Origin of the sequence: Achromobacter xylosoxidans (assembly GCF_002192695.1) — a bacterium.
GTDB classification, from domain to species: Bacteria; Pseudomonadota; Gammaproteobacteria; order Burkholderiales; family Burkholderiaceae_B; genus Achromobacter; species Achromobacter xylosoxidans_C.
The window spans coordinates 67624-90207 of the sequence record NZ_MTLG01000082.1 but is presented as its reverse complement, the minus strand read 5'-3'; the positions used below and the strand labels follow the sequence as shown (position 1 = coordinate 90207).

General features: G+C 64.4%; 23 protein-coding genes. 7 read left to right on the top strand and 16 right to left on the bottom strand.

The genetic code is table 11. The features are described 5' to 3' along the window. Positions 1-211: 211 nt before the first annotated feature. Positions 212-2332 (bottom strand): excinuclease ABC subunit UvrB, encoded by a 2121-nt coding sequence (gene uvrB / locus BRO63_RS18585; RefSeq protein WP_256943349.1) that lies wholly within the window; start codon positions 2330-2332, stop codon positions 212-214. Between the two features lie 75 nt (positions 2333-2407). On the opposite strand from uvrB, the gene BRO63_RS18580 reads away from it, so the two are divergent. Both BRO63_RS18580 and lexA read left to right on the top strand, forming a co-directional pair. Next, complete coding sequence (locus BRO63_RS18580; RefSeq protein WP_088141189.1) at positions 2408-3607, top strand: amino acid aminotransferase; 1200 nt, start codon at positions 2408-2410, stop codon at positions 3605-3607. 226 nt (positions 3608-3833) lie between these two features. After that, a complete protein-coding gene (gene lexA, locus BRO63_RS18575) occupies positions 3834-4484 on the top strand; it encodes a transcriptional repressor LexA (RefSeq protein ID WP_088141188.1) in 651 nt (216 codons plus the stop codon). 126 nt (positions 4485-4610) lie between these two features. Here lexA and lon read toward each other — a convergent pair whose 3' ends face one another. The 5 genes from lon to BRO63_RS18550 all read right to left on the bottom strand — a co-directional run bounded on the left by lon (position 4611) and on the right by BRO63_RS18550 (position 11614). Further along, the gene (lon, locus tag BRO63_RS18570; protein WP_088141186.1) at positions 4611-7061 is read right to left on the bottom strand and encodes an endopeptidase La; all 2451 of its coding nucleotides are present in this window, start codon (positions 7059-7061) and stop codon (positions 4611-4613) included. Between the two features lie 258 nt (positions 7062-7319). Then, a complete protein-coding gene (clpX, locus tag BRO63_RS18565; RefSeq protein WP_088141185.1) occupies positions 7320-8618 on the bottom strand; it encodes an ATP-dependent Clp protease ATP-binding subunit ClpX in 1299 nt (432 codons plus the stop codon). 101 nt (positions 8619-8719) lie between these two features. Next, entirely contained in the window at positions 8720-9373 is a 654-nt protein-coding gene (clpP, locus tag BRO63_RS18560; RefSeq protein WP_088141184.1) for an ATP-dependent Clp endopeptidase proteolytic subunit ClpP, read from the bottom strand. Between the two features lie 4 nt (positions 9374-9377). After that, positions 9378-10688: a trigger factor gene (gene tig, locus BRO63_RS18555; protein ID WP_088141183.1), complete on the bottom strand. Its 1311-nt coding sequence runs from the start codon at positions 10686-10688 to the stop codon at positions 9378-9380. A gap of 170 nt (positions 10689-10858) precedes the next feature. After that, a complete protein-coding gene (locus tag BRO63_RS18550; RefSeq protein WP_042794089.1) occupies positions 10859-11614 on the bottom strand; it encodes a M48 family metalloprotease in 756 nt (251 codons plus the stop codon). Between the two features lie 260 nt (positions 11615-11874). Between BRO63_RS18550 and BRO63_RS18545 the strand changes: the two genes are divergently transcribed. Continuing rightward, positions 11875-12426, top strand: coding sequence for a TIGR00645 family protein (locus tag BRO63_RS18545; RefSeq protein ID WP_088141182.1), 552 nt, complete (start codon positions 11875-11877; stop codon positions 12424-12426). Positions 12427-12567: 141 nt separating this feature from the next. On the opposite strand, the gene BRO63_RS18540 is transcribed toward BRO63_RS18545, so the two are convergent. The 5 genes from BRO63_RS18540 to BRO63_RS18515 form a co-directional block, all read right to left on the bottom strand. After that, positions 12568-12774, bottom strand: coding sequence for a cold-shock protein (locus tag BRO63_RS18540; RefSeq protein ID WP_006225311.1), 207 nt, complete (start codon positions 12772-12774; stop codon positions 12568-12570). A 322-nt stretch (positions 12775-13096) separates the two neighbouring features. After that, the gene (locus tag BRO63_RS18530) at positions 13097-13660 is read right to left on the bottom strand and encodes a DUF924 family protein (protein ID WP_088141181.1); all 564 of its coding nucleotides are present in this window, start codon (positions 13658-13660) and stop codon (positions 13097-13099) included. 230 nt (positions 13661-13890) lie between these two features. Further along, complete coding sequence (locus BRO63_RS18525; RefSeq protein WP_006220190.1) at positions 13891-14094, bottom strand: cold-shock protein; 204 nt, start codon at positions 14092-14094, stop codon at positions 13891-13893. A 375-nt stretch (positions 14095-14469) separates the two neighbouring features. Beyond that, the gene (locus BRO63_RS18520) at positions 14470-14790 is read right to left on the bottom strand and encodes a hypothetical protein (protein ID WP_059373572.1); all 321 of its coding nucleotides are present in this window, start codon (positions 14788-14790) and stop codon (positions 14470-14472) included. Between the two features lie 93 nt (positions 14791-14883). Beyond that, positions 14884-15282: a hypothetical protein gene (locus BRO63_RS18515; protein ID WP_088141180.1), complete on the bottom strand. Its 399-nt coding sequence runs from the start codon at positions 15280-15282 to the stop codon at positions 14884-14886. A 125-nt stretch (positions 15283-15407) separates the two neighbouring features. Here BRO63_RS18515 and BRO63_RS18510 point away from each other — a divergent pair, with 125 nt between their 5' ends. After that, complete coding sequence (locus BRO63_RS18510) at positions 15408-15707, top strand: DUF2513 domain-containing protein (RefSeq protein WP_088141337.1); 300 nt, start codon at positions 15408-15410, stop codon at positions 15705-15707. A 19-nt stretch (positions 15708-15726) separates the two neighbouring features. Here the strand turns inward: BRO63_RS18510 and BRO63_RS18505 are convergent, their stop codons facing one another. The 3 genes from BRO63_RS18505 to BRO63_RS18495 all read right to left on the bottom strand — a co-directional run bounded on the left by BRO63_RS18505 (position 15727) and on the right by BRO63_RS18495 (position 17639). Then, the gene (locus BRO63_RS18505) at positions 15727-15999 is read right to left on the bottom strand and encodes a hypothetical protein (protein ID WP_013394612.1); all 273 of its coding nucleotides are present in this window, start codon (positions 15997-15999) and stop codon (positions 15727-15729) included. 72 nt (positions 16000-16071) lie between these two features. Next, positions 16072-16458, bottom strand: coding sequence for a RidA family protein (locus BRO63_RS18500; protein WP_088141179.1), 387 nt, complete (start codon positions 16456-16458; stop codon positions 16072-16074). A 23-nt stretch (positions 16459-16481) separates the two neighbouring features. Beyond that, positions 16482-17639, bottom strand: coding sequence for a DSD1 family PLP-dependent enzyme (locus BRO63_RS18495; protein WP_088141178.1), 1158 nt, complete (start codon positions 17637-17639; stop codon positions 16482-16484). A gap of 98 nt (positions 17640-17737) precedes the next feature. On the opposite strand from BRO63_RS18495, the gene BRO63_RS18490 reads away from it, so the two are divergent. Beyond that, entirely contained in the window at positions 17738-18643 is a 906-nt protein-coding gene (locus BRO63_RS18490) for a LysR family transcriptional regulator (protein ID WP_088141177.1), read from the top strand. Here BRO63_RS18490 and BRO63_RS18485 read toward each other — a convergent pair. Both BRO63_RS18485 and BRO63_RS18480 read right to left on the bottom strand, forming a co-directional pair. Next, positions 18640-19038 carry a RidA family protein gene (locus BRO63_RS18485; RefSeq protein WP_088141176.1) on the bottom strand — a complete coding sequence of 133 codons (399 nt, stop codon included), beginning with the start codon at positions 19036-19038 and terminating at the stop codon, positions 18640-18642. The two genes, BRO63_RS18490 and BRO63_RS18485, sit on opposite strands and share 4 nt — an antisense overlap. Before the next feature lie 62 nt (positions 19039-19100). Further along, a complete protein-coding gene (locus BRO63_RS18480) occupies positions 19101-20291 on the bottom strand; it encodes an MFS transporter (protein WP_088141175.1) in 1191 nt (396 codons plus the stop codon). A gap of 93 nt (positions 20292-20384) precedes the next feature. On the opposite strand from BRO63_RS18480, the gene BRO63_RS18475 reads away from it, so the two are divergent. Together BRO63_RS18475 and BRO63_RS18470 are read left to right on the top strand one after the other, a co-directional pair. Continuing rightward, positions 20385-20969 carry a TetR/AcrR family transcriptional regulator gene (locus tag BRO63_RS18475; RefSeq protein ID WP_088141174.1) on the top strand — a complete coding sequence of 195 codons (585 nt, stop codon included), beginning with the start codon at positions 20385-20387 and terminating at the stop codon, positions 20967-20969. Between the two features lie 104 nt (positions 20970-21073). Continuing rightward, positions 21074-22516, top strand: a complete 1443-nt coding sequence (locus BRO63_RS18470; protein WP_088141173.1) for an MFS transporter — start codon at positions 21074-21076, stop codon at positions 22514-22516. The last annotated feature ends 68 nt before the right edge of the window (positions 22517-22584 follow it).

The following is a 22584-nucleotide window of genomic DNA, read 5'->3' as shown; positions in this document are numbered from 1 at the left end:
TTTTTTGCGTCTGCGCGATTATGATCCAGCAAATGCGACCCCAATATTTATCCAAATAAATCAATGGCTTATAAATAAATCCGGATCCAGCTTGTGAACACTGAACCCGGATATTGGAGCGGATCTTGGCAGCTTGATTGCAACGCAGCAGATTTTGGATGAATTCAGCGTACCGTCAGCAAAATGAAACGTTTTGATACGTGATTCGGCCCTATACCGCCCCGTCCAGCAGCACGCGCTGCTTCAGCGCGGTCAGGGCGTCGCGCGCCGCGGCGGCCTGCTCGAACTCCAGGTTCCGGGCGTGGTCCATCATCAGCTTCTCGAGACGCTTGATCTCGCGGGCCAGGGCCTTTTCGTCCTTCAGGAACTCGGCCGGAACCGCCGCTTCGAGCGCGTCGTGCTGGGTGGGGGCCACGACACCATCGATCAGTTCGCGCACAGCCTTCTGCACACCGCGGGCGGTAATGCCGTGGTCGGCGTTGAATTTCAGCTGCTTGGCGCGGCGTCTCTCGGTTTCCTCCATGGCGCGCTGCATTGAGTCGGTGATGCGGTCCGCATAGAGGATGGCATGGCCGTTTAGGTTGCGCGCCGCGCGTCCGATGGTCTGAATCAGGCTGCGTTCCGAGCGCAGGAAACCTTCCTTGTCGGCATCCAGAATCGCGACCAGCGAAACTTCAGGGATATCCAGGCCCTCGCGCAGCAGGTTGATCCCCACCAGCACGTCGAAAGTACCCAGGCGCAGGTCGCGGATGATTTCCACGCGTTCGACGGTGTCGATATCCGAATGCAGATAGCGCACTCGGACGCCGTGCTCGCTCAGGAAGTCCGTCAAGTCCTCCGCCATGCGCTTTGTCAGCGTGGTGACCAGCACACGCTCCGCTTGCGCCACGCGCGCCTTGATCTGCCCGAGGAGGTCATCGACCTGGGTCCGGGCCGGCAGAACCTCGACCAGCGGATCGACCAGCCCGGTAGGCCGTACCACTTGCTCCACGACGTTGTCGGTGTGCTCTTTCTCGTAGGCGGCCGGCGTGGCCGACACGAACACGCACTGGCGCATCCGGGCCTCGAATTCCTCGAGTTTCAGCGGCCGGTTGTCCAGCGCCGACGGCAGGCGAAAACCGTACTGCACCAGCGTTTCCTTGCGCGCGCGGTCACCCCGGTACATGCCGCCCAGCTGACCAATGGTGACATGGCTTTCGTCGATGAACATGAGCGCATCGGACGGCAGGTAATCAATGAGGGTGGGCGGCGGTTCGCCCGCCGCCGCGCCCGACAGGTGGCGGGAGTAGTTTTCGATGCCCTTGCAGAAGCCCAGCTCCTGCAGCATTTCCAGGTCGAAGCGGGTGCGCTGCTCCAAGCGCTGGGCCTCGACCAGATGGCCATCATCGACGAAGCGCTTGACGCGCTCGCGCAGCTCTTCCTTGATGGTCTCGATGGCGCGCAGCACGGTATCGCGCGGCGTGACGTAGTGCGAACCGGGATAGACGGTGAAGCGCGGCAGCTTCTGACGGATGCGGCCCGTCAGCGGATCGAACAGCTCCAGGCTTTCGATTTCGTCGTCGAACAGCGTCAGGCGCAGCGCCAGTTCCGGGCTTTCCGCCGGGAAGATGTCGATGGTTTCGCCACGCACCCGGAAAACGCCGCGGGTAAATTCGGCGTCGTTGCGGGTGTACTGCATGGCGACCAGGCGGGCCAGGATCTCGCGGCGCGAGATCTGGTCGCCGGCGCGCAGGATCAGCACCATGGCGTGGTAGTCGCCCGGATTGCCGATACCGTAGATGCAGGACACGGTGCCCACGATGATGGTATCGCGGCGCTCCAGCAGGCTCTTGGTCGCCGACAGCCGCATCTGCTCGATGTGTTCATTGATGGACGAATCCTTTTCGATGAACAGGTCGCGCGTCGGGACGTAGGCCTCGGGCTGGTAATAGTCGTAGTACGAAACGAAGTACTCGACGGCGTTCTTCGGGAAGAACTCCCGCATCTCGGCATACAACTGGGCAGCCAGCGTCTTGTTGGGGGCCAGCACCAGCGCCGGCCGCCCCATGCGGGCGATGACGTTGGCCATGGTGTAGGTCTTGCCGGAGCCCGTCACGCCCAGCAGAGTCTGGAACATCAGGCCGTCCTCGACCCCCTGCGTCAGCCCCTCGATGGCGGTAGGCTGATCGCCGGCCGGCGGATAGGGCTGGTACAGGTGAAACGGGCTGCCCGGGAAATCGATGAATCCGGGGCCTGGCGCGGACGGATCCGCCACGGCCGATGCCGCCGCGGGATCGGCCGTCAGGTTCGCTGCGGCCCCCGCCGTAATCGGGTCTATTGCGCTCTTAGGCATGCTAGACTCTTCCAGGGTAAACCCCTCATTATCCACAGCAGCCCGTACTGCGTCCACCCACCTCACCAGACTCCCATGAGCACCCTTTTCGATTCCGTCGAACTCGCCCCGCGCGACCCCATTCTTGGCCTGAACGAACAATACAACGCTGATACGCGTCCCGGTAAGGTGAATCTGGGCGTGGGCGTGTACTACGACGATCAGGGTCGCATTCCCCTGCTGGGCGCGGTTCGCAAGGCTGAAGCCGCCCGCATCGAGGCCGCCGCCGCCCGCGGCTACCTGCCGATCGAAGGCATCGCCGGTTACAACTCCGGCGCGCAAGCCCTGCTGCTGGGCAAGGATTCCGCGTTGGCCGCCGCCGGCCGCGTACTGACCACCCAGGCCCTGGGCGGCACCGGCGCGCTGAAGATCGGCGCCGATTTCCTGCGCCAGCTGCTGCCGGCCTCCAAGGTCCTGATCAGCGATCCCAGCTGGGAAAACCACCGCGCCCTGTTCGAGCGCGCCGGTTTTGAAGTCGGCACCTACTCGTACTACGACGCCGCCACCCGCGGCCTGAACTTCGACGCCATGCTGGCCGACCTGAAGGCCGCGCCGGCCAAGACCGTCGTCGTGCTGCATGCCTGCTGCCACAACCCGACCGGCGTGGACCCCACCGTCGACCAGTGGAAGCAGATCGCCGCCGTGGTCAAGGAAAACAACCTGGTCCCGTTCCTGGACATCGCCTACCAAGGCTTCGGCGACGGCCTGACCGAAGACGCTTCGGTCGTGCGCATGTTCGCCGACCTGGACCTGACCATGTTCATCAGCTCCTCGTTCTCGAAGTCGTTCTCGCTGTACGGCGAACGCGTCGGCGCGCTGACGGTCGTGGCCGGCAGCAAGGACGAAGCCACCCGCGTGCTTAGCCAGCTGAAGCGCGTGATCCGCACCAACTACTCCAACCCGCCCACCCACGGCGGCACGGTGGTGTCGACGGTCCTGAACTCGCCCGAACTCTTCGCCATGTGGGAAGAAGAACTCGCCGGCATGCGCGACCGCATCCGCCTGATGCGCAAGCAACTGGTCGACAAGATCAAGGAGCACGGCGGCAAGCAGGACTTCAGCTTCGTGCTGCAGCAGCGCGGCATGTTCTCGTACTCGGGCCTGACCGCCGCGCAGGTGGATCGCCTGCGCGAAGAGCATGGCGTCTACGCCGTGTCCAGCGGCCGCATCTGCGTCGCCGCACTGAACAGCGGCAACATCGACAAGGTCGCCAAGGGCATCGCGGCAGTGCTGTAAAACCACTTGCCGCGCACAGGCCCACCCGGGCCTGCCGCCAGGAACGGGACCTTCGGGTCCCGTTTTTCTTTTGGTGCGCACCGGCTGTTTCTTTTGGTGCGCGCCGGTTGTTTCTTTTGGTGCGCGCCGGCTGTTTCTTTTGGTGCGCGCCGGCTTGCTTTTTTGCGCTGCGTCCCCCAGAATGGCGCTGTATATATGTACAGTCCGCTAGCACCGGATCATCGCCATGGCCAGCAAACTCACTGATCGCCAACAACAAATCCTGGACCTCATCAGGCAAACCGTCGCGCGCACCGGCTTTCCGCCGACCCGCGCCGAGATTGCCCTGGCCCTGGGCTTCCGTTCCCCCAATGCGGCGGAAGATCACCTCAAGGCACTTGCCCGCAAGGGCGCCATCGAACTGACGGCTGGAGCCTCCCGCGGCATCCGCCTGAAAGACAACTCTCCTGCCCCCACGCAAAGCTCGCTGCCCATGCCGGGCCTGGCGCAGTTGCTGCTGCCGCTGGTCGGCCGCGTGGCTGCTGGCAGCCCAATCCTGGCTGCCGAGCACGTGGAACGCGAAGTCGGCGTCGATCCCAACCTGTTCGCCCAGACGCCCGACTACCTGCTCAAGGTACGCGGCATGAGCATGCGCGACGCCGGCATCCTGGAAGGCGACCTGCTCGCCGTCAAGAAAGCCTCGGAAGCCCGCAATGGCCAGATCGTGGTGGCGCGCCTGGGCGACGACGTCACGGTCAAGCGGCTGCAGCGCCAGAACGGCCACATCGAACTCCTGCCCGAAAACCCCGACTTCGAACCCATCGTGGTCGAAGCTGGCCAGGACTTCGCGTTGGAAGGCATCGCGGTGGGCCTGATCCGCACGCACGCATTGCACTAGAAAGCCTGCGGCGCCGGCCTGCCGCCCGCAGCATAAAAAAACCCCGCCAAGAAATTGGCGGGGTTTTTTACTGGAAGCCCGATCCTGGAGAAACGCCTCCTAGCGGCGGCGTCGCTCCCGGTTCCGTCAGTGCTTGAGCACCGGATCGGTCGAACCAGGTTCGGCAGGCTTGGCCACCAGGGGTTCCTTGACCGCTTCTTCCTCGGCCAGGGGCTCAGGCAGACGTTCCAGGGCCAGTTCCAAGACCTTGTCGATCCAGCGCACCGGCACGATCTCAAGGTGGTTCTTGACGTTATCCGGAATCTCCGCCAAATCCTTGACGTTTTCTTCCGGGATCAAGACGGTCTTGATGCCGCCACGGTGAGCGGCAAGCAGCTTTTCCTTCAGGCCGCCGATGGGCAGGACTTCGCCGCGCAGCGTGATCTCGCCGGTCATGGCGACGTCGGCGCGCACCGGAATGCGCGACAAGGCCGACACCATGGCCGTGGTGATCGCGATACCCGCGGACGGACCGTCCTTGGGCGTCGCGCCTTCCGGCACGTGCACGTGCATGTCGTGCTTTTCGAAGACGCTGTCGGCAAAGCCCAGACGGCGGGCGCGCGAACGCACCACCGTGCGGGCCGCCTCGACCGATTCCTTCATCACGTCGCCCAGCGAACCGGTGCGTTGGATGACGCCCTTGCCGGGCATGTCCGCGACTTCGATCGTCAGCAGGTCGCCGCCAACTTCCGTCCAGGCCAGACCCGTCACCTGACCGATCTGGTTTTCCTTTTCGGCCATGCCGAAGGCGTAACGGCGCACGCCCAGGAAATCGCTCAGGTTGTCGCCCGTGACGTTCACCGGCTTGACCTCGGCAGCCTTGCCTTCAGCCTTGGCGCGGTCGCTCTGGGTCAGCAATTGCTTGATGACCTTGCGGCAGATCTTGCCCACTTCGCGTTCGAGCGCACGCACACCGGCTTCGCGGGTGTAGTAGCGCACGATGTCGCGCAGCGCGCTGTCGTCGACCGTGAGTTCGCTATCCTTCACGCCGTTGTTCTTCATCAGCTTGGGCAGCAGATGGTCGCGGGCGATATGGATCTTCTCTTCCTCGGTGTAACCCGACAGGCGGATCACTTCCATGCGGTCCAGCAGCGCCGGCGGAATGTTCAGCGTGTTGCTGGTAGCCACGAACATGACGTCGGACAGGTCGAAGTCGACTTCGATGTAGTGGTCCTGGAATGTGTGGTTCTGTTCCGGATCCAGCACTTCGAGCAGCGCCGACGAGGGATCGCCGCGGAAATCCATGCCCAGCTTGTCGATTTCATCGAGCAGGAACAAGGGATTGCGCACGCCGACCTTCGACATGTTCTGGACGATCTTGCCGGGCATGGAGCCGATGTACGTGCGGCGATGGCCGCGGATCTCGGCTTCGTCGCGCACGCCGCCCAGCGCCATGCGCACGAACTTGCGGTTCGTCGCCTTGGCGATGGATTGGCCGAGCGAGGTCTTGCCCACGCCAGGAGGGCCGACCAGGCACAGGATCGGCGCCTTCACCTTGTCCACGCGCTGTTGCACGGCAAGATATTCCAGGATCCGTTCCTTGACCTTTTCCAGACCGTAGTGGTCGTTGTCCAGCACCGTTTCCGCGTTGCTGATGGAATTGTTGATCTTGCTCTTCTTTCTCCAGGGGAGGTTGATGAGCGTATCGATGTAGTTGCGCACCACGGTGGCTTCGGCCGACATGGGCGACATGAGCTTGAGCTTCTTGAGCTCGGCATCGGCCTTCTTGCGCGCCTCTTTGGGCATGTGGGCAGCGATGATCTTCTTTTCGAGCTCTTCGATGTCCGCGCCCTCTTCGCCCTCGCCCAACTCTTTCTGAATGGCCTTGACCTGCTCATTCAGGTAGTAGTCGCGCTGGCTCTTTTCCATCTGCTTCTTCACGCGGCCACGAATCCGCTTCTCGACCTGGAGGATGTCGATTTCGGTTTCGAGTTGCGTGAGCAGGCCTTCGAGGCGTTCGGAGGTGCCGACGATCTCGAGCATCTTCTGCTTCTGCTCGAGCTTCAGGGGAAGATGCGCGGCGATCGTATCGGCCAGGCGTCCGGCATCATCGATGCCAGCCAGCGAGGTCAGGATCTCCGGGGGGATCTTCTTGTTCAGTTTTACGTACTGCTCGAACTGGGCCACGATGGCGCGGCGCAGGGCTTCGGTCTCGGAGCCTTGCATGGCGTCCGGTTCGATCGGGGTCACCTGGCAGGTGAAGTGCGAATCGGCGTCCTCGATGCTGTTGATGCGGGCACGCTGGGTGCCTTCGACCAGCACCTTGACGGTGCCGTCGGGCAGCTTGAGCATCTGCAGGATCCCGGCTACGCAGCCGATCTCGTAGACGTCTTCAGGGGTGGGATCATCCTTGCCGGCGGATTTCTGGGCCACCAGCATGATGCTCTTGCCCGCTTCCATCGCAACCTCGAGCGCGCGGATAGAGCGCGGACGGCCGACGAACAGCGGGATGACCATGTGCGGAAACACCACGACGTCGCGCAGTGGGAGCAGGGGCAGGTCGATCGGGTCGGAAGGCAGGGTCTGGCTGGCAGACATAGGAGGTTCCTCGGTATGACTCGGCGTATCGGGGACGGGAGGCCTGGGTATACCCGGACAATCCACGTCGGTTACGTCTGTTATGGGAACAATAGCCGAAAATTCAAGATCTCGGCGCCTGGATCCCCCAACGGCTGAAAAAAACCGCGGGCGGCACTCTCAGTATGCAAGCGTCGCGCCAGCAGGAAAAGCGTGTTTGTACCCGGGAATGCGCCTTAGGCAAAAAAACCCGTTACAGGAACGGGCTTTTTTGAAATATCAGGCTGCGGCGTCGCGGACTTCCCCGCGCTCTGGCTTGTCTGAAGCCGCGTCTTCGTCGGCGTAGATGAGCAATGGCTTGCCCTCGCCTTCGATCGCGCCCTCGTCCAGCACCACGCGCTTGACGTTGCCTTGGGAAGGCAGGTCATACATGGTGTCGAGCAGGGCCTGCTCGATGATGGAACGCAGACCGCGCGCGCCCGTCTTGCGGCGCAGCGCCTTGCGGGCGATCGCCTTCAGGGCGGCGGGACGCACGTCGAGCTCGGCGCCTTCCATGGCGAACAGCTTCTGGAACTGCTTGAGCAAGGCGTTCTTGGGCTCGGTGAGGATCTGCACCAGGGCCGCTTCGTCCAGCTCGTCCAGGGTGGCGACCACCGGCAGACGGCCGACCAGTTCGGGGATCAGGCCGAACTTGATCAGGTCTTCGGGCTCGACTTCCGAGAACAGCTCGCCCACGCCGCGTTCCGATTTGGCGCGCACCGAGGCCGAAAAGCCGATGCCCGATTTCTCGGTGCGGTCGCGGATGACCTTTTCCAGCCCGTCGAAGGCGCCGCCCACGATGAACAGGATGTTGGTCGTGTCGACTTGGACGAAGTCCTGGTTCGGGTGCTTGCGGCCGCCCTGCGGGGGCACCGAAGCGACCGTGCCTTCGATCAGTTTCAGCAAGGCCTGCTGCACGCCCTCGCCCGACACGTCGCGGGTGATGGACGGGTTGTCGGACTTGCGGGAAATCTTGTCGATTTCATCGATGTAGATGATGGCGCGCTGCGCCTTTTCCACCTCGTAGTTGCAGTTCTGCAGCAACTTCTGAATGATGTTCTCGACGTCTTCGCCCACGTAACCGGCTTCGGTCAGCGTGGTGGCATCGGCCATGACGAAGGGCACGTTCAGCATGCGCGCCAGCGTCTGGGCCAGCAGCGTCTTGCCCGACCCGGTGGGGCCGATCAGCATGATGTTGCTCTTGGAGAGCTCGACTTCGTCGCCCTTGATCTCGCCGTGGCGGATGCGCTTGTAATGGTTGTAGACGGCCACGGCCAGCATGCGCTTGGGCGAGTTCTGCCCAATGACATACTGGTCGAGGAAAGTCTTGATTTCAGCCGGAGTGGGCAGTTCGGAACGAATCGCCGCGCGCGCGGTGGCTTGCGCCTCCTCGCGGATGATGTCGTTGCACAGATCTATGCATTCATCGCAGATGAATACCGACGGACCCGCGATCAGCTTGCGGACTTCATGCTGGCTTTTATTGCAAAACGAGCAATGCAGCACTTTTGCGTCTGCCGATCCCTTTTTTTCAGGCATATTTCTTTCGTATCTCAGGTAAAGATGCGCCAGGCTGGAACAAAGCCTAGCGCATGCGCTTACTCAAACATGATGGCAGCGGGTTCAGATCAACCTGGAAGTCAGCCTTCCGAGCGGGAGCTCATCACCTTGTCCACCAGTCCATACGATACCGCATCTTCGGCGGACATGAAGTTGTCACGTTCCGTGTCCAGTTCGATGCGTTCCATGGTCTGGCCGGTGTTGGTGGCCAGGATGCGGTTCAGGCGTTCACGCAGGTCCAGGATCTCGCGAGCCTGGATCTGGATGTCCGAGGCCTGCCCTTGGGCGCCGCCCGAGGGCTGGTGGATCATGATGCGCGAGTTGGGCAGCGTGAAGCGCTTGCCCTTCTTGCCTGCCGCCAGCAGGAACGCGCCCATGCTGGCCGCCAGGCCGGTGCATAGGGTGGACACGTCCGGCTTGACGAATTGCATGGTGTCAAAAATGGCCATTCCCGCATACACCGACCCGCCAGGCGAGTTGATGTACAGGGAAATGTCCTTGTCAGGATTCTCCGATTCCAGGAACAGCAACTGCGCCACGACCAGGTTGGCCGTTGCGTCATTGACTGGGCCCACCAGGAAAATGAGCCGCTCGCGGAGCAGACGCGAATAGATGTCGTAGGCGCGTTCGCCGCGCCCCGACTGCTCGATCACCATGGGAATGTAGCCCAGGCCGGTGGGGGTCACCGAAGACCCGCCATTCATTGCCGCATAGAAATCGGTGAATCTCTGCATAGTGTTACGCCATCCCCATCAACTGATCGAAAGCCACCTTTTCTTCGGTGACCTTGGCTTTTTCCAGCACGTGCGCGACGACATTGTCTTCCAGCACGATAGCCTCGATTTCAGCACGACGCTGGCGGTCAGCCAGGTAATAGCTGACAACCTGTGCGGGTTGTTCGTAGTTCTCGGCGAACTCTTCGATACGCGCACGGACTTGCTCGGGCTTGGCTTGCAGCTGGGCTTGCTTGACCAGTTCCGACACCAGCAGGCCCAGGCGCACGCGGCGCTCGGACTCGGTGGCGAAGGCTTCGGCCGGGATCGGCACGGATTCAGCGTTGGGGATGCCGCGCTGCTTCAATTCTTCGCGGGCAGCGGCGACACGGCCTTGCACGTCGTTGTCGACCAGGGCCTTCGGCACGTCGAACTTGCCGGCTTCGACCAGGGCGTCCATGACGCTGGACTTGGTGCGGCCAGCCGAGCGGACCTTGACTTCGCGCTCGATGTTGCTGCGGATGTCGGCCTTGAGCTTTTCGACGTCGCCTTCGGCCTGGCCGAGGGACTTGGCGAATTCGCCGTTCAGCTCGGGCAGCACGCCTTCAGCCACTTCCTTGACGGTGATGGTGAACTCGGCGGTCTTGCCGGCGACTTCCTTGCCTTGGTAGTCATCGGGGAACTTGAGCGGGAAGACCTTGCTTTCGCCGGCCTTCAGGCCGCGGGCGGCTTCTTCGAATTCCGGCAGCATGCGGCCTTGGCCGAGCACGAACGGGAAGTCTTCGGCCTTGCCGCCTTCGAACGGCACGCCGTCGATGGTGCCGGCGAAGTCCAGCGTGACGCGGTCGCCGTCTTGCGAGGCGCGGCCTTCACGGGCTTCGAACGTGGCGCGCTGCTTGCGCAGGACGTCCAGGGTCTGCTGCACTTCGGCGTCGGTGACGGCCGTTTCGTAGCGGGTAACCGCCAGGGCCGACAGGTCCGGCACGGCGACTTCGGGGTAGACCTCGAACGTGGCGGTGAACGCCAGCGTGTCGTCGGTAACGCCTTCAGTCTTGGGCTCGAGGTTCGGGGCGCCGGCGACGCGCAGCTTGGCGCCATCGACAGCTTGTTCAAAGGCACGGCCAACTTGGCTATTGATCACGTCGTAGCGAATGCTGGGACCATGGCTGCGCTCGAGCATGGCGAGCGGCGCCTTGCCCGGACGGAAGCCGGGGACCTTGGCGGTCCGGGCCACGCGCTTCAATTGCGCCTGGACTTCCTTTTCGACGTCGGCCACCGAGACGGCCAGATCAACACGGCGCTCCAGGCCGGAGAGGGTTTCAACCACAGGCTGCATTAAAAGACCTATTTTCCGAGAGATAAAGAGATGACGGGCGGATAAACGGGGCATTTTACCGGAAACTTCCGGTCCCCTGACGCAAAGGGGCGCGAGCACCCGGATAAGTCCGGATACTCGCGCCCCGTTTTCCACCCGGGACGGGAGAAATATACGCCTTTGCGGACGCCTTACTTGGCCTTGGCGATGCGCTCTTCGATGTGCTGCGCGCGCTTGGCCGAGGACGGGTGCGAGCTCATCATGTCGCTCTTGCCGCCGTCCAGCTCGGCCAGTTTCTGGAACGCGGTCACCAGGCCGCGGGTGTTCAGGCCCTTGGCCTGCAACTGGTCGAACGAATAATCGTCGGCGGCGCTTTCCTGCGACTGCGAGAACTGCGCGTTGATGAACTTCTCGGTCAGGTCGCCCAGCTGCGACGAGCTGAGCGCGGCCACGGTGGCGCCGCCTGCGGCATTGGCGGCATCGCGCGCGGCGGAAACCGTGTAGGCGGTCTGCATCGCCTTCTTGCTGTGGCCCAGCGCAACGTGGCCGATTTCGTGGCCCACCACGCCCAGCACTTCATCGTCGGTCATCATGTCCATCAGGCCGCTGTAGACGCGGATGCAGCCGTTGGCCATGGCCCAGGCGTTGACGTCCTTGGTGACGTAGACCTTGTAGCTGGCCTTCTGGCCATTGACCGTGCCGCCCAGCTGCTTGGCGATCTTCTGCAGGCGGGCGTCGTACTTGCTGCCGGGAGCGGCGATCTTCTCCTGGGAGTCGCTCTGCGCGCAGGCCTTGTCCGACAGGGTCTTGATTTCGGCATCGCTCAGCGTGGCAGCCTGAACCACCTTGCTGCCGGCGCCGACCAGGCCGCCGATGTCCAAAGCCTGGGAGGCGGAAAAAGGGGCGAGCGCAACGCCCAGGGCAGCGACGGTGTAGCGGATCTTCATGGGAACAAACTCCTCTTTACTGGCTCTATGCGAACGAGGCCGCAATTCTATATACGACCAATGCGCACCAAGCGTTTCGCCACACAGTTTCGCAAATGCCAGTTTTCCTTACATAAAACCCCAACAAGCCTGGCGCAATCGTGCTAGCGGGGAATTCCCCCAAGCCGGGAAGCGCACAAAAAACTGATATCTGCGGCAACGCGGCGTTGATAGAATTGCGCCCGCCATTTTTCGCACACACAAATAGGGCTCGCACCCAGATGATCTCCAACACCCCTCCCCGCCTGGGCCTGCTGCCCAGCCTGATCTTCAGCTCGCGCTGGCTGCAACTGCCCCTGTACCTGGGTCTCATCGTCGCGCAAGGCGTCTACGTCATGTTGTTCCTGAAGGAGCTGTGGCATCTGCTGACGCACGCCAACAGCTTCGGCGAAATGGAGATCATGCTGCTGGTGCTGGGCTTGATCGACGTGGTGATGATCTCGAACCTGCTGGTCATGGTGATCGTGGGCGGCTACGAAACCTTTGTGTCGCGCCTGCGGCTGCAAGGCCACCCGGACCAGCCGGAATGGCTCAGCCACGTGAACGCCAGCGTGCTCAAGGTCAAGCTGGCAATGGCCATCATCGGCATCTCGTCGATCCACCTGCTGCGTACCTTCATTGAAGCCGGCACGCTGGGCACGCCCAACGCGCGCTTCTCCGAGGCCGGCGTGATGTGGCAGACCATCATCCATGCGCTGTTCATCCTGTCCGCGCTGGGTATCGCGCTGGTCGACAAGCTGGCCACGCCGCCCGCCAACCACGCGAAGCACTGACGCGGCCTGCCTCATCCAGGCGCGCCCGCCTTGCGGGCCGCCCTGCCCCCGGCAGGAACAAAAAAAGCCCCCGCACATTGCGTGCGAGGGCTTTTTTCTGGGCGGAACGCCGGGCCGGCCCGGGGCGCTGCCCTGCGAAGGTCAGGCCGCTACCTTGATGTTCTTGGCGCTGGGACCCTTGGGGCCGGTGCCGACCTCGAAGGTGACGCGCTGGTTCTCCTGCAGCGACTTGTAGCCTTCGCTGCGGATTTCCGAGTAGTGAGCGAAAAGATCCTTGCTGCCATCATCGGGCATGATGAAGCCATAACCCTTTTCGGCGTTGAACCACTTAACGATGCCGGTTGCCATGGAGTGTCCTTGAACCTAGAAAAAGCGATTGCTCGCGGGGCGCCAGATCATCAAGGATGGGAGAGGAAGCAACCGCAGTACCACTGACGGCGACAAGTGAAACGCAGACCGCGTCGCTTGAAAATCTCGCTGAACCCAGTGTATTGGCGAACCCCGAAAAACGTCAAACATCCGCAAATCCCACAGCATCCGGAAACCGCGGGAAAGCCAGGCCAGGCAAGGCTTGAAGCCGCGCAAAGGGTCCGATATTTTCAACTTGGCACGCGTGGACACATGCGGATACCTGCCGCTGCGGCGCCTCCGAACGCGCCCCGCGCAAGCGTTATCCGGCGAAGCCGCCGGCATCGAGAAACTCCTGCTCGGCCTGCGTCGTCTGCCGGCCCAACGCGGCGTTGCGATGGGGAAAGCGTCCAAAGCGCTTGATGATGTCGCGATGCAGAACCGCCCAGCGCAGCGAATCGGCGTCCACCGGCTCCATCAGGGCAACGGCGCGGTTCTGGGCCGCGAGGTTTTCCGCGTGTTCGAAAGGCAGGTAGAAGAACTGGCGCAGTTGCGGATCCACCGCCAGATCGTGGCCGGCCGCAATGGCGCGATCGGCGCAGTACTGGGCCAGGGGATCGGTGGCAAACATGTGCGCGGTGCCCCGATAGGCATTGCGCGGGAACTGGTCCAGCAGGACCATCAGCGCCAAGGCGCCATTGGCGTCGTCCAGCCACGCATCGAGCTGGCGGCCGGCGGCGGCCATATGCGCGGCCTCGAAACGGGCACGGAAGGCCGCGTCGAATTCGTCGTTCTTGCTGAACCATTGCTGGGGGCCGGCATCGAGCCAGAACGCCACCACCTCGTGGGGCTGCGGAACAATCCGCATGGCGGAAGAAGTCGTCATGAGCGCGCATATCCTGAAGTCTGGAGCAAGGCCGACAATAACAGAGACGCGCACCTGGATTAGCGTCATACACCAGAAGAATGAATCGGGTACGACTGCGATACCAGGAAATTTGTATTCTAGGGATTACCCTGACATTACTGGCGGCGCGATACTTTCCATGTTTAGGAACGGCTGCCACAGAAAACAAAAAAGCCCCGCAAGGGGGCTTCTACCGAAAACTCAGACCCTTACAGGACCTGGATCTTCGTGGCTTGCGGGCCCTTGGGGCCATTGGCCGTCACAAAGCTGACGCGCTGGTTCTCTTCCAGAGACTTGAAGCCCGAGCCCTGGATTTCGGAGAAGTGAGCGAACAGATCCTTACCACCCGCTTCCGGAGTGATGAAGCCATAGCCCTTTTCCGAGTTGAACCACTTAACGACGCCGGTTTCCATACTGTATTTCCTAGAGATAATGGGCAAATGCCCGGAGGTCACGAATCAATCAAGGAGGGGACAGTAGAACAATAACGCTGAGCCGGAAAAGGCACGGCACTGAACGAAAATCGCAACGCTTGTGATCGTGTGCCGACACTATCGTTAGGTTCCCCTCACAAGTCAACATAATCCTAAAAAATGCGTGCCAATAATGCAACAAAGAGAAACTGCACGCGGATTCCACACATTTTCATAGGCAATAAGAAGTCCTGCATAGGTGTTTACACCCACGCATCATAAAAAAACAATCTAGGCTTATATAAATGCCGCCTGCCCGCGTACGAGGATTTCTTCATACGCCGTTCGGGCTAGCACTTTGGTTTGCCGCCAGGCTTACTCGTCGATAGGTAAACCCAGCAGGTCGAGCGCCGCGCCGAAAGCATCGGGACCCGAGCAAAGGAAAACCGCCACGTCGCCGGGATTCATATTCTCCAGGACTTGGTCGATCTGTTCTTGCGCATTATCAACATTGTCGACACTAGAGGCGTGTATGTCGGCCCCTGCTTCGACTTTTTCACGCGGCACGATGTCTGCGATCGCATTGAGATCCGTCACGCCTTCCAGGACGTAGACGCTGATGCTCTCGCCATCCAGCGTGGTGTGCAGCTCGACGCCGCCCGCTACGTCGGCAACCTGCCGACTTACTATTTCCATGATCACTCTTCCTTGATTCGCGGGCATTGCCCGCCTGGGCACGCACCTCGCAGGTGCACTCGCACGCCCAGGCGCGACTATAACAGCCTTGGGCTAATGCTTCTTGACTGTAGGACCAAGTGACTGCCGCGCGGCGCCAGAAGTGGCCGCCACCAGGCGGCTGCGCACCCCGGCATCGGCCAGTGCACGGGCCAAGGGTTTCTGGGCGGCCAGGAAGGCGACCTTCTCGTCGCCAGCCAGCTTGCAGACGAACATCTGCGCCAGCAACTGCGTGCGGCGGGCCTTGCGGTTGTCGGACTCCTGGGCAAGCCAGTCGCCGACCCACGCCGCCGCCGCGTCGGCGTCGCCCTGCAGCTTGACGTGGCCGAGCAGGTCGAAGACGGTCACGCCTTCGATGCGGCCGTCTTCGCTGCGCGTCAGAAAGAGCTTGGCGGCCTGGCCCGTGTAGCCGGGGATCAGCGCGAGGCAATCGCGCTCTGCGGGTTTCTTCATGGGATCTGCATGTATCGGTAGTCGAGAACCCTGGACTGTAACCCGGCTGCGGCCTCTGTCGCATCGCCGCCATCGATCTCTGCTATCGTCGGCCTGTCTTTTACCCCCAATGAATGGTGGACATCATGCAACGCGATTTCGATCTGGTCGTCACTATCCTGGGCGCCCTGCGCGACGCGCCGGGCCCCAACCTGAGCACGCACGACATCAAGAACGTGGCCCTGGCGCCGCATCCCGAAGAGCAAGGCCTGCAACTGATCGCGCATCACCTGGACCTGCTGGAAGACGCGGGCCTGGTCAAGCAGATCAGCGAAACCGCGGCGACGGCGGGCGCGACGCGCTGGCGCATCACCTGGAAGGGCTATGACGCCCTGGAACAGGATGAAGACGACGAAGACGACGAGGATTTCGACGCGGAAGAGTAAGGCGCGAGGCGCCCGGCGCTCAGCGGCGCAGCAGGATGCGCCGCGTCAGCAGCGATGCGGCGGCGCCGATCACCAGGCTGAACATGAAGGCGGCGATCGACAGCATCGCCGACAACTCGCTGAAGCCGCCATGGCGGGACAGCAGGAACACCGCCACGCCCACCGCCGCGGCCAGCGCGGCAACCCCCAGCAGCACGTGCTTGACAGAGCCCAGGCGGCCGCATAGCGAGCCGCCAACCAGCGCCGCCGCCACCATTGCGGCCATGGACCAGAACAGGTATTCGTACTGCATGCGGACGGTCTCCCCCGAAGGTATTGAGGCGCACGCATTATAGGCGTCCGCCTGGACGCGTCCGCTCTCAGGCTAGGCGACGGCAACCACGCTGATCTCGACCAGGGCGCCGTAGTGCAGCTCTCGGGTGGGCACGATGGCACGCGCCGGCCGATGGTCGCCGAAGCACTGCTCATAGACCCGGTTGACCTCGTCCCAGAGCGCCACGTCCGGGATGTACACGGTCACGCTGGCGACCGCGGCCAGCGAGGCGCCGGCCGCTTCGAGGATGGCGCGGACGCTGCGCAGCGCCTCCCGGGTCTGCGCAGCGGCGCCCTCGGCCAGCGCCGGCCGCTCGCCCGGCGCCGCGGGCGGCAGGAACCCCAGTTGCCCAGAGATGAATATGAAACCGTTGGCGCGCACCGCCTGCGAATAGTGGCCGGCGGGCGGCGTGGCCTGATGCGTATGGATGAGTTCCATGCATGCCTCCTTGTAAACGGCGGCTACCAGCCGCGAAAGCGTTCCCAATGCGCCACCACTTCGGACGAGTCCGGGCGCACGACCTCATAGGCGTCGTGCTGGGCGCAGGTGGCGCAGGCGTGGTTGGGCACGATGCGCAGCTTGGCGCCCAGGGGCAGATCAGGCAAGACCGCGCCGCTGCCGGGGCGGACCTTGATGATGCCCTGCTCCTGATTGGTCTCGGCGAGCAGCAGATCGGGATAGACCGTGCCGCTGGCGTCGCACACCAGGCCGTAGAGCTGGTCCACCCGCTGTTTGGCGGTACCCCGGTCGCGCGACATGGCCATCCAACCGGCGTCGACCAGGATCCAGCCCTTGTCGGGCTGATGGCCAATCACGGTCGTCAGCACGCTGGCGGCGATATCGTCCACCGCGCACACGCCCAGCCCGGCCATCACCAGATCGAAGAAGACGTACACCCCAGCGCGGACTTCGGTCACGCCGTCGAGATTGCGGGCGAAATGCGCGGTGGGCGTGGAGCCCACGCTGACCACCGGACATGGCAGGCCCGCCTGGCGGATCGCCTCGGCGCAGGTGACGGCCGCCAGGCGCTCCTGCTCGGCCATGTCGGCAATGGCGTCGACGCTATCGCAGCCGTAGGACTCGCCGGCGTGCGTCATGACGCCGCGCAGGCACGCGCCGTCCTCGTGCAGTGCCCGCGCGATCGCCAGCAGTTGCGCCGTGTTGCCCGGCTGCACCCCGGCGCGGTGGCCGTCGCAGTCGATCTCGATCAGCGCAGGGATGGCGTCGCCCGCCTCCCGCCCCCGCTGGGCGACGGCGCGCGCCGCCTCCAGGCTGTCCACCACCACGGTGAGATCCACGCCGCGCCGGCGCAGCGCCAGCACGCGGTCCAGCTTGGCCGGCGACACGCCCACGGCGTACAGCAGGTCGGTGACGCCGGCGGCCGCGAACTGCTCGGCCTCCTGCAGCGTGGACACGGCGGCCGGCCCCTGCGGCGAGGACATGAGCCGGCGCGCGACGTCGATGGATTTGGGCGTCTTCAGGTGCGGGCGCAGTTGCACCCCATGCCCGGCCATCAGCGCGCTCAGGCGCCCGATGTTGCGCATCATGCGCGTCTCGTCCAGCAGCAGGCATGGCGTATCGAGGGTATCGAGGGAGGAAGGCGTGGCGTTCTGGTTCATGGCGCTCTCGGCATGGCGTATCGGAATGGCTGAAGTATGGCGCGGCGGCGGTTCCGCGTGTTTAATCTGGACTTAATCATCCATTAATCCATGCCTGCATGATTACGACCGAAGACCTGCGTTTTTTCCTTAGCCTGGCTGCCACCCGCTCGTTGGCCGAAGCGGCGCGCGCGCTGGACGTAACCCCGCCCGCCGTCACCCAGAGGCTGAATACGCTGGAAAAGCGGCTGGGGGTCAGGCTGGTCAACCGTTCGGGGCGCGGCACCGCGCTGACCGACGAAGGCAGGTTGCTGGCGTTGCGGGCGGAACAGATCTGCGGTGAACTGGGCGAGCTGGCCGACGAACTGGCGGGACGCCGGGGCGTGGTGGCAGGCCATCTGCGCGTGGTCGCCCCGCTGGGATTCGGGCAGCGCTACATCGCGGGCCTGGTCGCGGAGTTCCGCCGCCAGAGCGCGGACGTCACCGCCAGCCTGACGCTGTCCGACGGGCCGCCGCGGCTGGCTTCCGACGACTGGGATGTGATGGTGCATATCGGCGAGCTGCGCGATTCGACGCTGGTCGCCTACCCCCTGGCGCCGAACCGCCGGATCCTGTGCGCGTCGCCCGCCTACCTGGCGCGCCACGGCGCCCCCGCCAAGCCCGAGGACCTGCGCGCGCACGACTGCATTGCGCTGCGCGAGAACGATGAAGACGTGACCTTGTGGCGCTTCAAGCATGGGCGCGGGCCGGCCGTGGGGGTACGCGTGGCGCCGGTGCTATCGAGCAATGCTGGGGAAACCGCCGTGGAATGGGCGCTGGCCGGACACGGCATCATGGTGCGCTCGGAGTGGGACGTGGCGGCGCATCTGCAGGCGCGCGCGCTGGTGCCGCTGCTGCCCGGCTGGAGCCTGCCGTCGGCCGACGTGGTGGCCCTGGTCAAATCGCGCCAGGAGCTGCCCGCGCGCACGGCGGGCTTCCTGGCCCATCTGCGCGCCGCCTTTGCCGCGACGCCCTGGCGCGGCTAGTCCAGCATCGCCTCCGCCTCGATCTCGATCAGCCATTCCGGCAACGAGAGGCCGCTGACGATGATCCAGGATGAGGGCGGAGGATCCTTCTTGAAGCGGTCGCGCAGCGCCTGCGCGATCACTTCCTGGTCTTCCCTGGCCGTCTCGCAGATGTAGATGCGCAGCATGATGACCTGCGCCAAGGTCGCGCCGGCCGCGGCGAGCACGCGCTCGATATTGTCCAGCGTGGCCTCGGTCTGCTCCTGCAGGCCCGGTCCCACCGTACGCTCGTTGGCGTCGACGCCGACCTGGCCGGACAGCAGCATGCGGCGCTGCCCGGTGACGATGACGGCCTGGCTGAATCCGTATTGCACGGTGTTGGGCACGCTATCGGGATTGACGACGGTTCTGGACATGCGCTTCTCCTGGCGGCGCGCCCGAGCGGGCGCCGAAGCCGCCATTCTATAGACCTGCCGCGTCAGGCCCCGGCCTGCCTGGCCGCGGGACTGCGTCCCACCGGCACGGCGGCCAGCAACACGATCGCGCCCGCGCCCACCGCCGTCCAGAATCCCGCGCCCACGCCATAGTGGTCCACCACCCAGCCTGCCAGCGCCGCGCCCGCGGCCACGCCCGCGCCCAGGCCGGTCACCAGCCAGGTCAGGCCTTCCGTCAGTCGATGCCCCGGCACGCTGCTTTCCACCAGCGCCATCGCAATGATCATGGTCGGGGCGAACGACAGGCCGGCCAGCAGCACGCCCAGCACCAGGGTGAGCAGATCGTTCACCAGCAGCAGCGGGACCGTGGTGAACGCGGTAACCGCCGCCGCAACCACCAAAAGGCGGGCCAACGGCATCTGGAACTTCAGCACGCCGAACACCAGGCCGGCCACGCACGAGCCCAGGGCATAAGCGGACAGCACCAGGCTGGCTCCGGCCGGCATGCCCTGCTGACGGGCGAAGGCCACGCTCAGGACGTCTATGGTGCCGACGATGACACCCATGGCGGCCATCATCGCCAGCAGGGAGCGCATCGGCGGCATGCGCAACACCGATGCCTGGCGCCCTTCCTGCGTGAACCGCACGGCGGGCGCCGTGGCCCGCTGCAGCACGAAGGCGGTAACGCCCACCGCGAGCAGCAGCGCTGCGAACAACGGACCGGCCTGGGGAAAGAACAGCGCGCTCAGCCCGACGGCCAGCGGCGGGCCAACGATGAAGCTCAGCTCGTCGGCGACGGACTCCAGCGCGTAGGCGGTGCGCAACTGCGGCTGGTCCCTGAATATCTCGGTCCAGCGCGCGCGTATCATCGCGGGCATGCTGGGCAAGGCGCCCGCCAGCGCGGCGAAGAGGAACAAGGTCCACTCGGGCGCATTCCATTGGACGCAGGCCGCCAGGCCAACCAGTCCCGCGACGCACAGGCCCGCGGCCACGGGCAGCACCCTGCCCTGGCCATGGCGGTCCACCAGGCGGGAAATCCGCGGCGCCAGCAAGGCCGTGGCCAGCGCAAACGTGGCCGCGACGGCGCCCGCCAGCGCGTACGAACCACGCACCTCGGACAGCATGGTGATGATGCCTATGCCGATCATGGGCAAAGGCAGGCGGGCGATGGCGCCGGCCAGGACAAAACCCAGCGCGCCGGGCGCCTGGAACAACTCGCGATACGGATTCGACACCGGAAGCCTTTGATTGCTGTGGACAGCGGCATCGTATTCACATACGATGCGTATGTCAATTTACATACGCACCGTATGTTTTTGGAGAGGAGCATGACGCGTTCCCGCGCCGAGATGATAGAAGCCACCCGCGCGAAACTGCTGGCCACGGCCCGGCAAGCCTTCCGCGAAGCGGGCTATGCAGCCACGTCCATGGACGATTTCACGGCGGCGGCGGGGTTGACCCGGGGCGCTTTGTACCACCACTTCGGCGACAAGAAAGGCCTGCTCGCCGCAGTGGTCGAACAGATCGACGGCGAAATGGACCAGCGCCTGGCCGCCATCGCCGCGCAGGCGCCCGATGCCTGGGCCGCCCTGCGCGGGCGCTGTCGCGCCTATCTGGAGATGGCGGCCGAACCCGAGATCCGGCGCATCGTGCTGCAGGACGCGCGAGCCGTGCTCGGCGCGGCGGCGGACGGCTCGCAGCAACACTGCATTGCTTCGCTCGCGGCGCTGTTGCAGACCATGATGGAGCGGGAGGTCATCGAGCCTGCGGCGCCGCAGGCGCTGGCGCGGCTGATCAATGGCAGCCTGGTCGAAAGCGCCTTCTGGATCGCTCAGGATCCCGAGAGCGAACCGCGCCTGGCGCAGGCTTTGCAGGCGCTGGACCTGTTGCTGCGCGGATTACGCAGACGCTGACTGCCCTGCGGCGCTCGCACGCGGCGTTTGCGGTTGCGCGGCGGCATGCGTATTATCCAATATAAATCTTGTTTAAATAATTTCTCCCGAAGGCGGAAGACCGCGTGAGCACCGGCACAACCCATGTTTCAAGCGCGTCCTGGGCAGATCTGCTGCATGGGACCAATGCCCTGCGCTCCATCGCGCTGGCGGGCGGCGTGGCGTTGCACGCCATCAACGTCTACATCGTCACCACCATCCTGCCCAGCGTCATCAAGGACATCGGCGGGCTGGAGTACTACGCCTGGAACACCACGCTGTTCGTCGTGACCTCCATCATCGGGTCGGCGCTGTCGGCCAGGCTGATCGAAACGCTGGGGCCGCGCGCGGCCTACCTGCTGGCAGTCGCGGTGTTCACCGTCGGATCGGTGGTGTGCGCGCTGGCGCCCAGCATGCCGGTGCTGCTGGCCGGACGCAGTGTCCAGGGCCTGGGCGGCGGCATCCTGTTTGCGCTCAGCTATGCCCTGATCCGCCTGGTGTTCGAGGCCCCGCTCTGGTCGCGCGCGATGGCCCTGGTGTCGGGCATGTGGGGCGTCGCCACCCTGTGCGGCCCGGCCATCGGCGGCGTCTTCGCCCAGACCGGGCACTGGCGGCTGGCTTTCTGGGCCTTGCTGCCCGTGGCTGCCGCCCTGGCGGCGATCGTGGCCCTCAAGGTCGGCGGCAAGGAATCGGTTCCGCCCTCGCGGCCGAGCCCGCTGCCCGTGACCACGCTGGGCCTGCTGGTGGCCAGCGTGCTCGCCATCACGCTGGCCAGCCTGTCGACGGACCTGCGCTGGAACCTGGCGGGCATTGCCGCCGGCCTGGCCATCGCCGCGCTGATCGCGGCGGTGGACCAGCGCGCCGCGAAGCGGCTGCTGCCCACCGGCGCCTACTCGATCGCCACGCCGCTGGGCGCGCTGTACGCGGTGATGTGCCTGGTGGTGGCCGCCATCACCACCGAAATCTTCGTGCCGTATTTCCTGCAGGTCATCCATGGCATGACGCCCCTGGCGGCCGGCTATATGACCGCGGCGATGGCGGCGGGCTGGACCCTGGCGGCCATGCCCAGCGCCACCCGCAGCGGCCCGGCCGCCAATGTCCTGGTGCGCCTCAGCCCGGTGGTGATCCTGGCTGCGCTGGCCGCCCTGACCTACATGACTCCGCGGGCCACGCAGCTGCAGTCCTACCCCGGCCTGGCGGCCTATGTGCTGGCGCTGGCCGGCGTGGGTTTCGGCATCGGACTGAGCTGGCCGCACCTGCTGACGCGCATTTTCACCGCGGCGCCTGCCGGGGAGGAAACCTTGACCTCCTCGTCCATCACCACGGTGCAGCTGTACGCGACGGCGTTGACCGCGGCGCTGGCCGGCGTCATCACCAACAGCGCGGGCCTGGCGGATCCGGGCGGCGTCGCGGGCGCGCAGCATGCCGCGCAATGGCTGTTCGCCGCGTTCGCGCTGGCGCCGGCCGGCGCCTTGCTGTTGCTTGGCCGGATCACGCGCGGCCAGGTGGCCGCCGCCATCCAGAAATAGCATTCAGCCGGGCCCGCCCATTTCCGCCAAAGGCGGTATGGAAGGCCCGGACCGCTTTTGCTACGCTG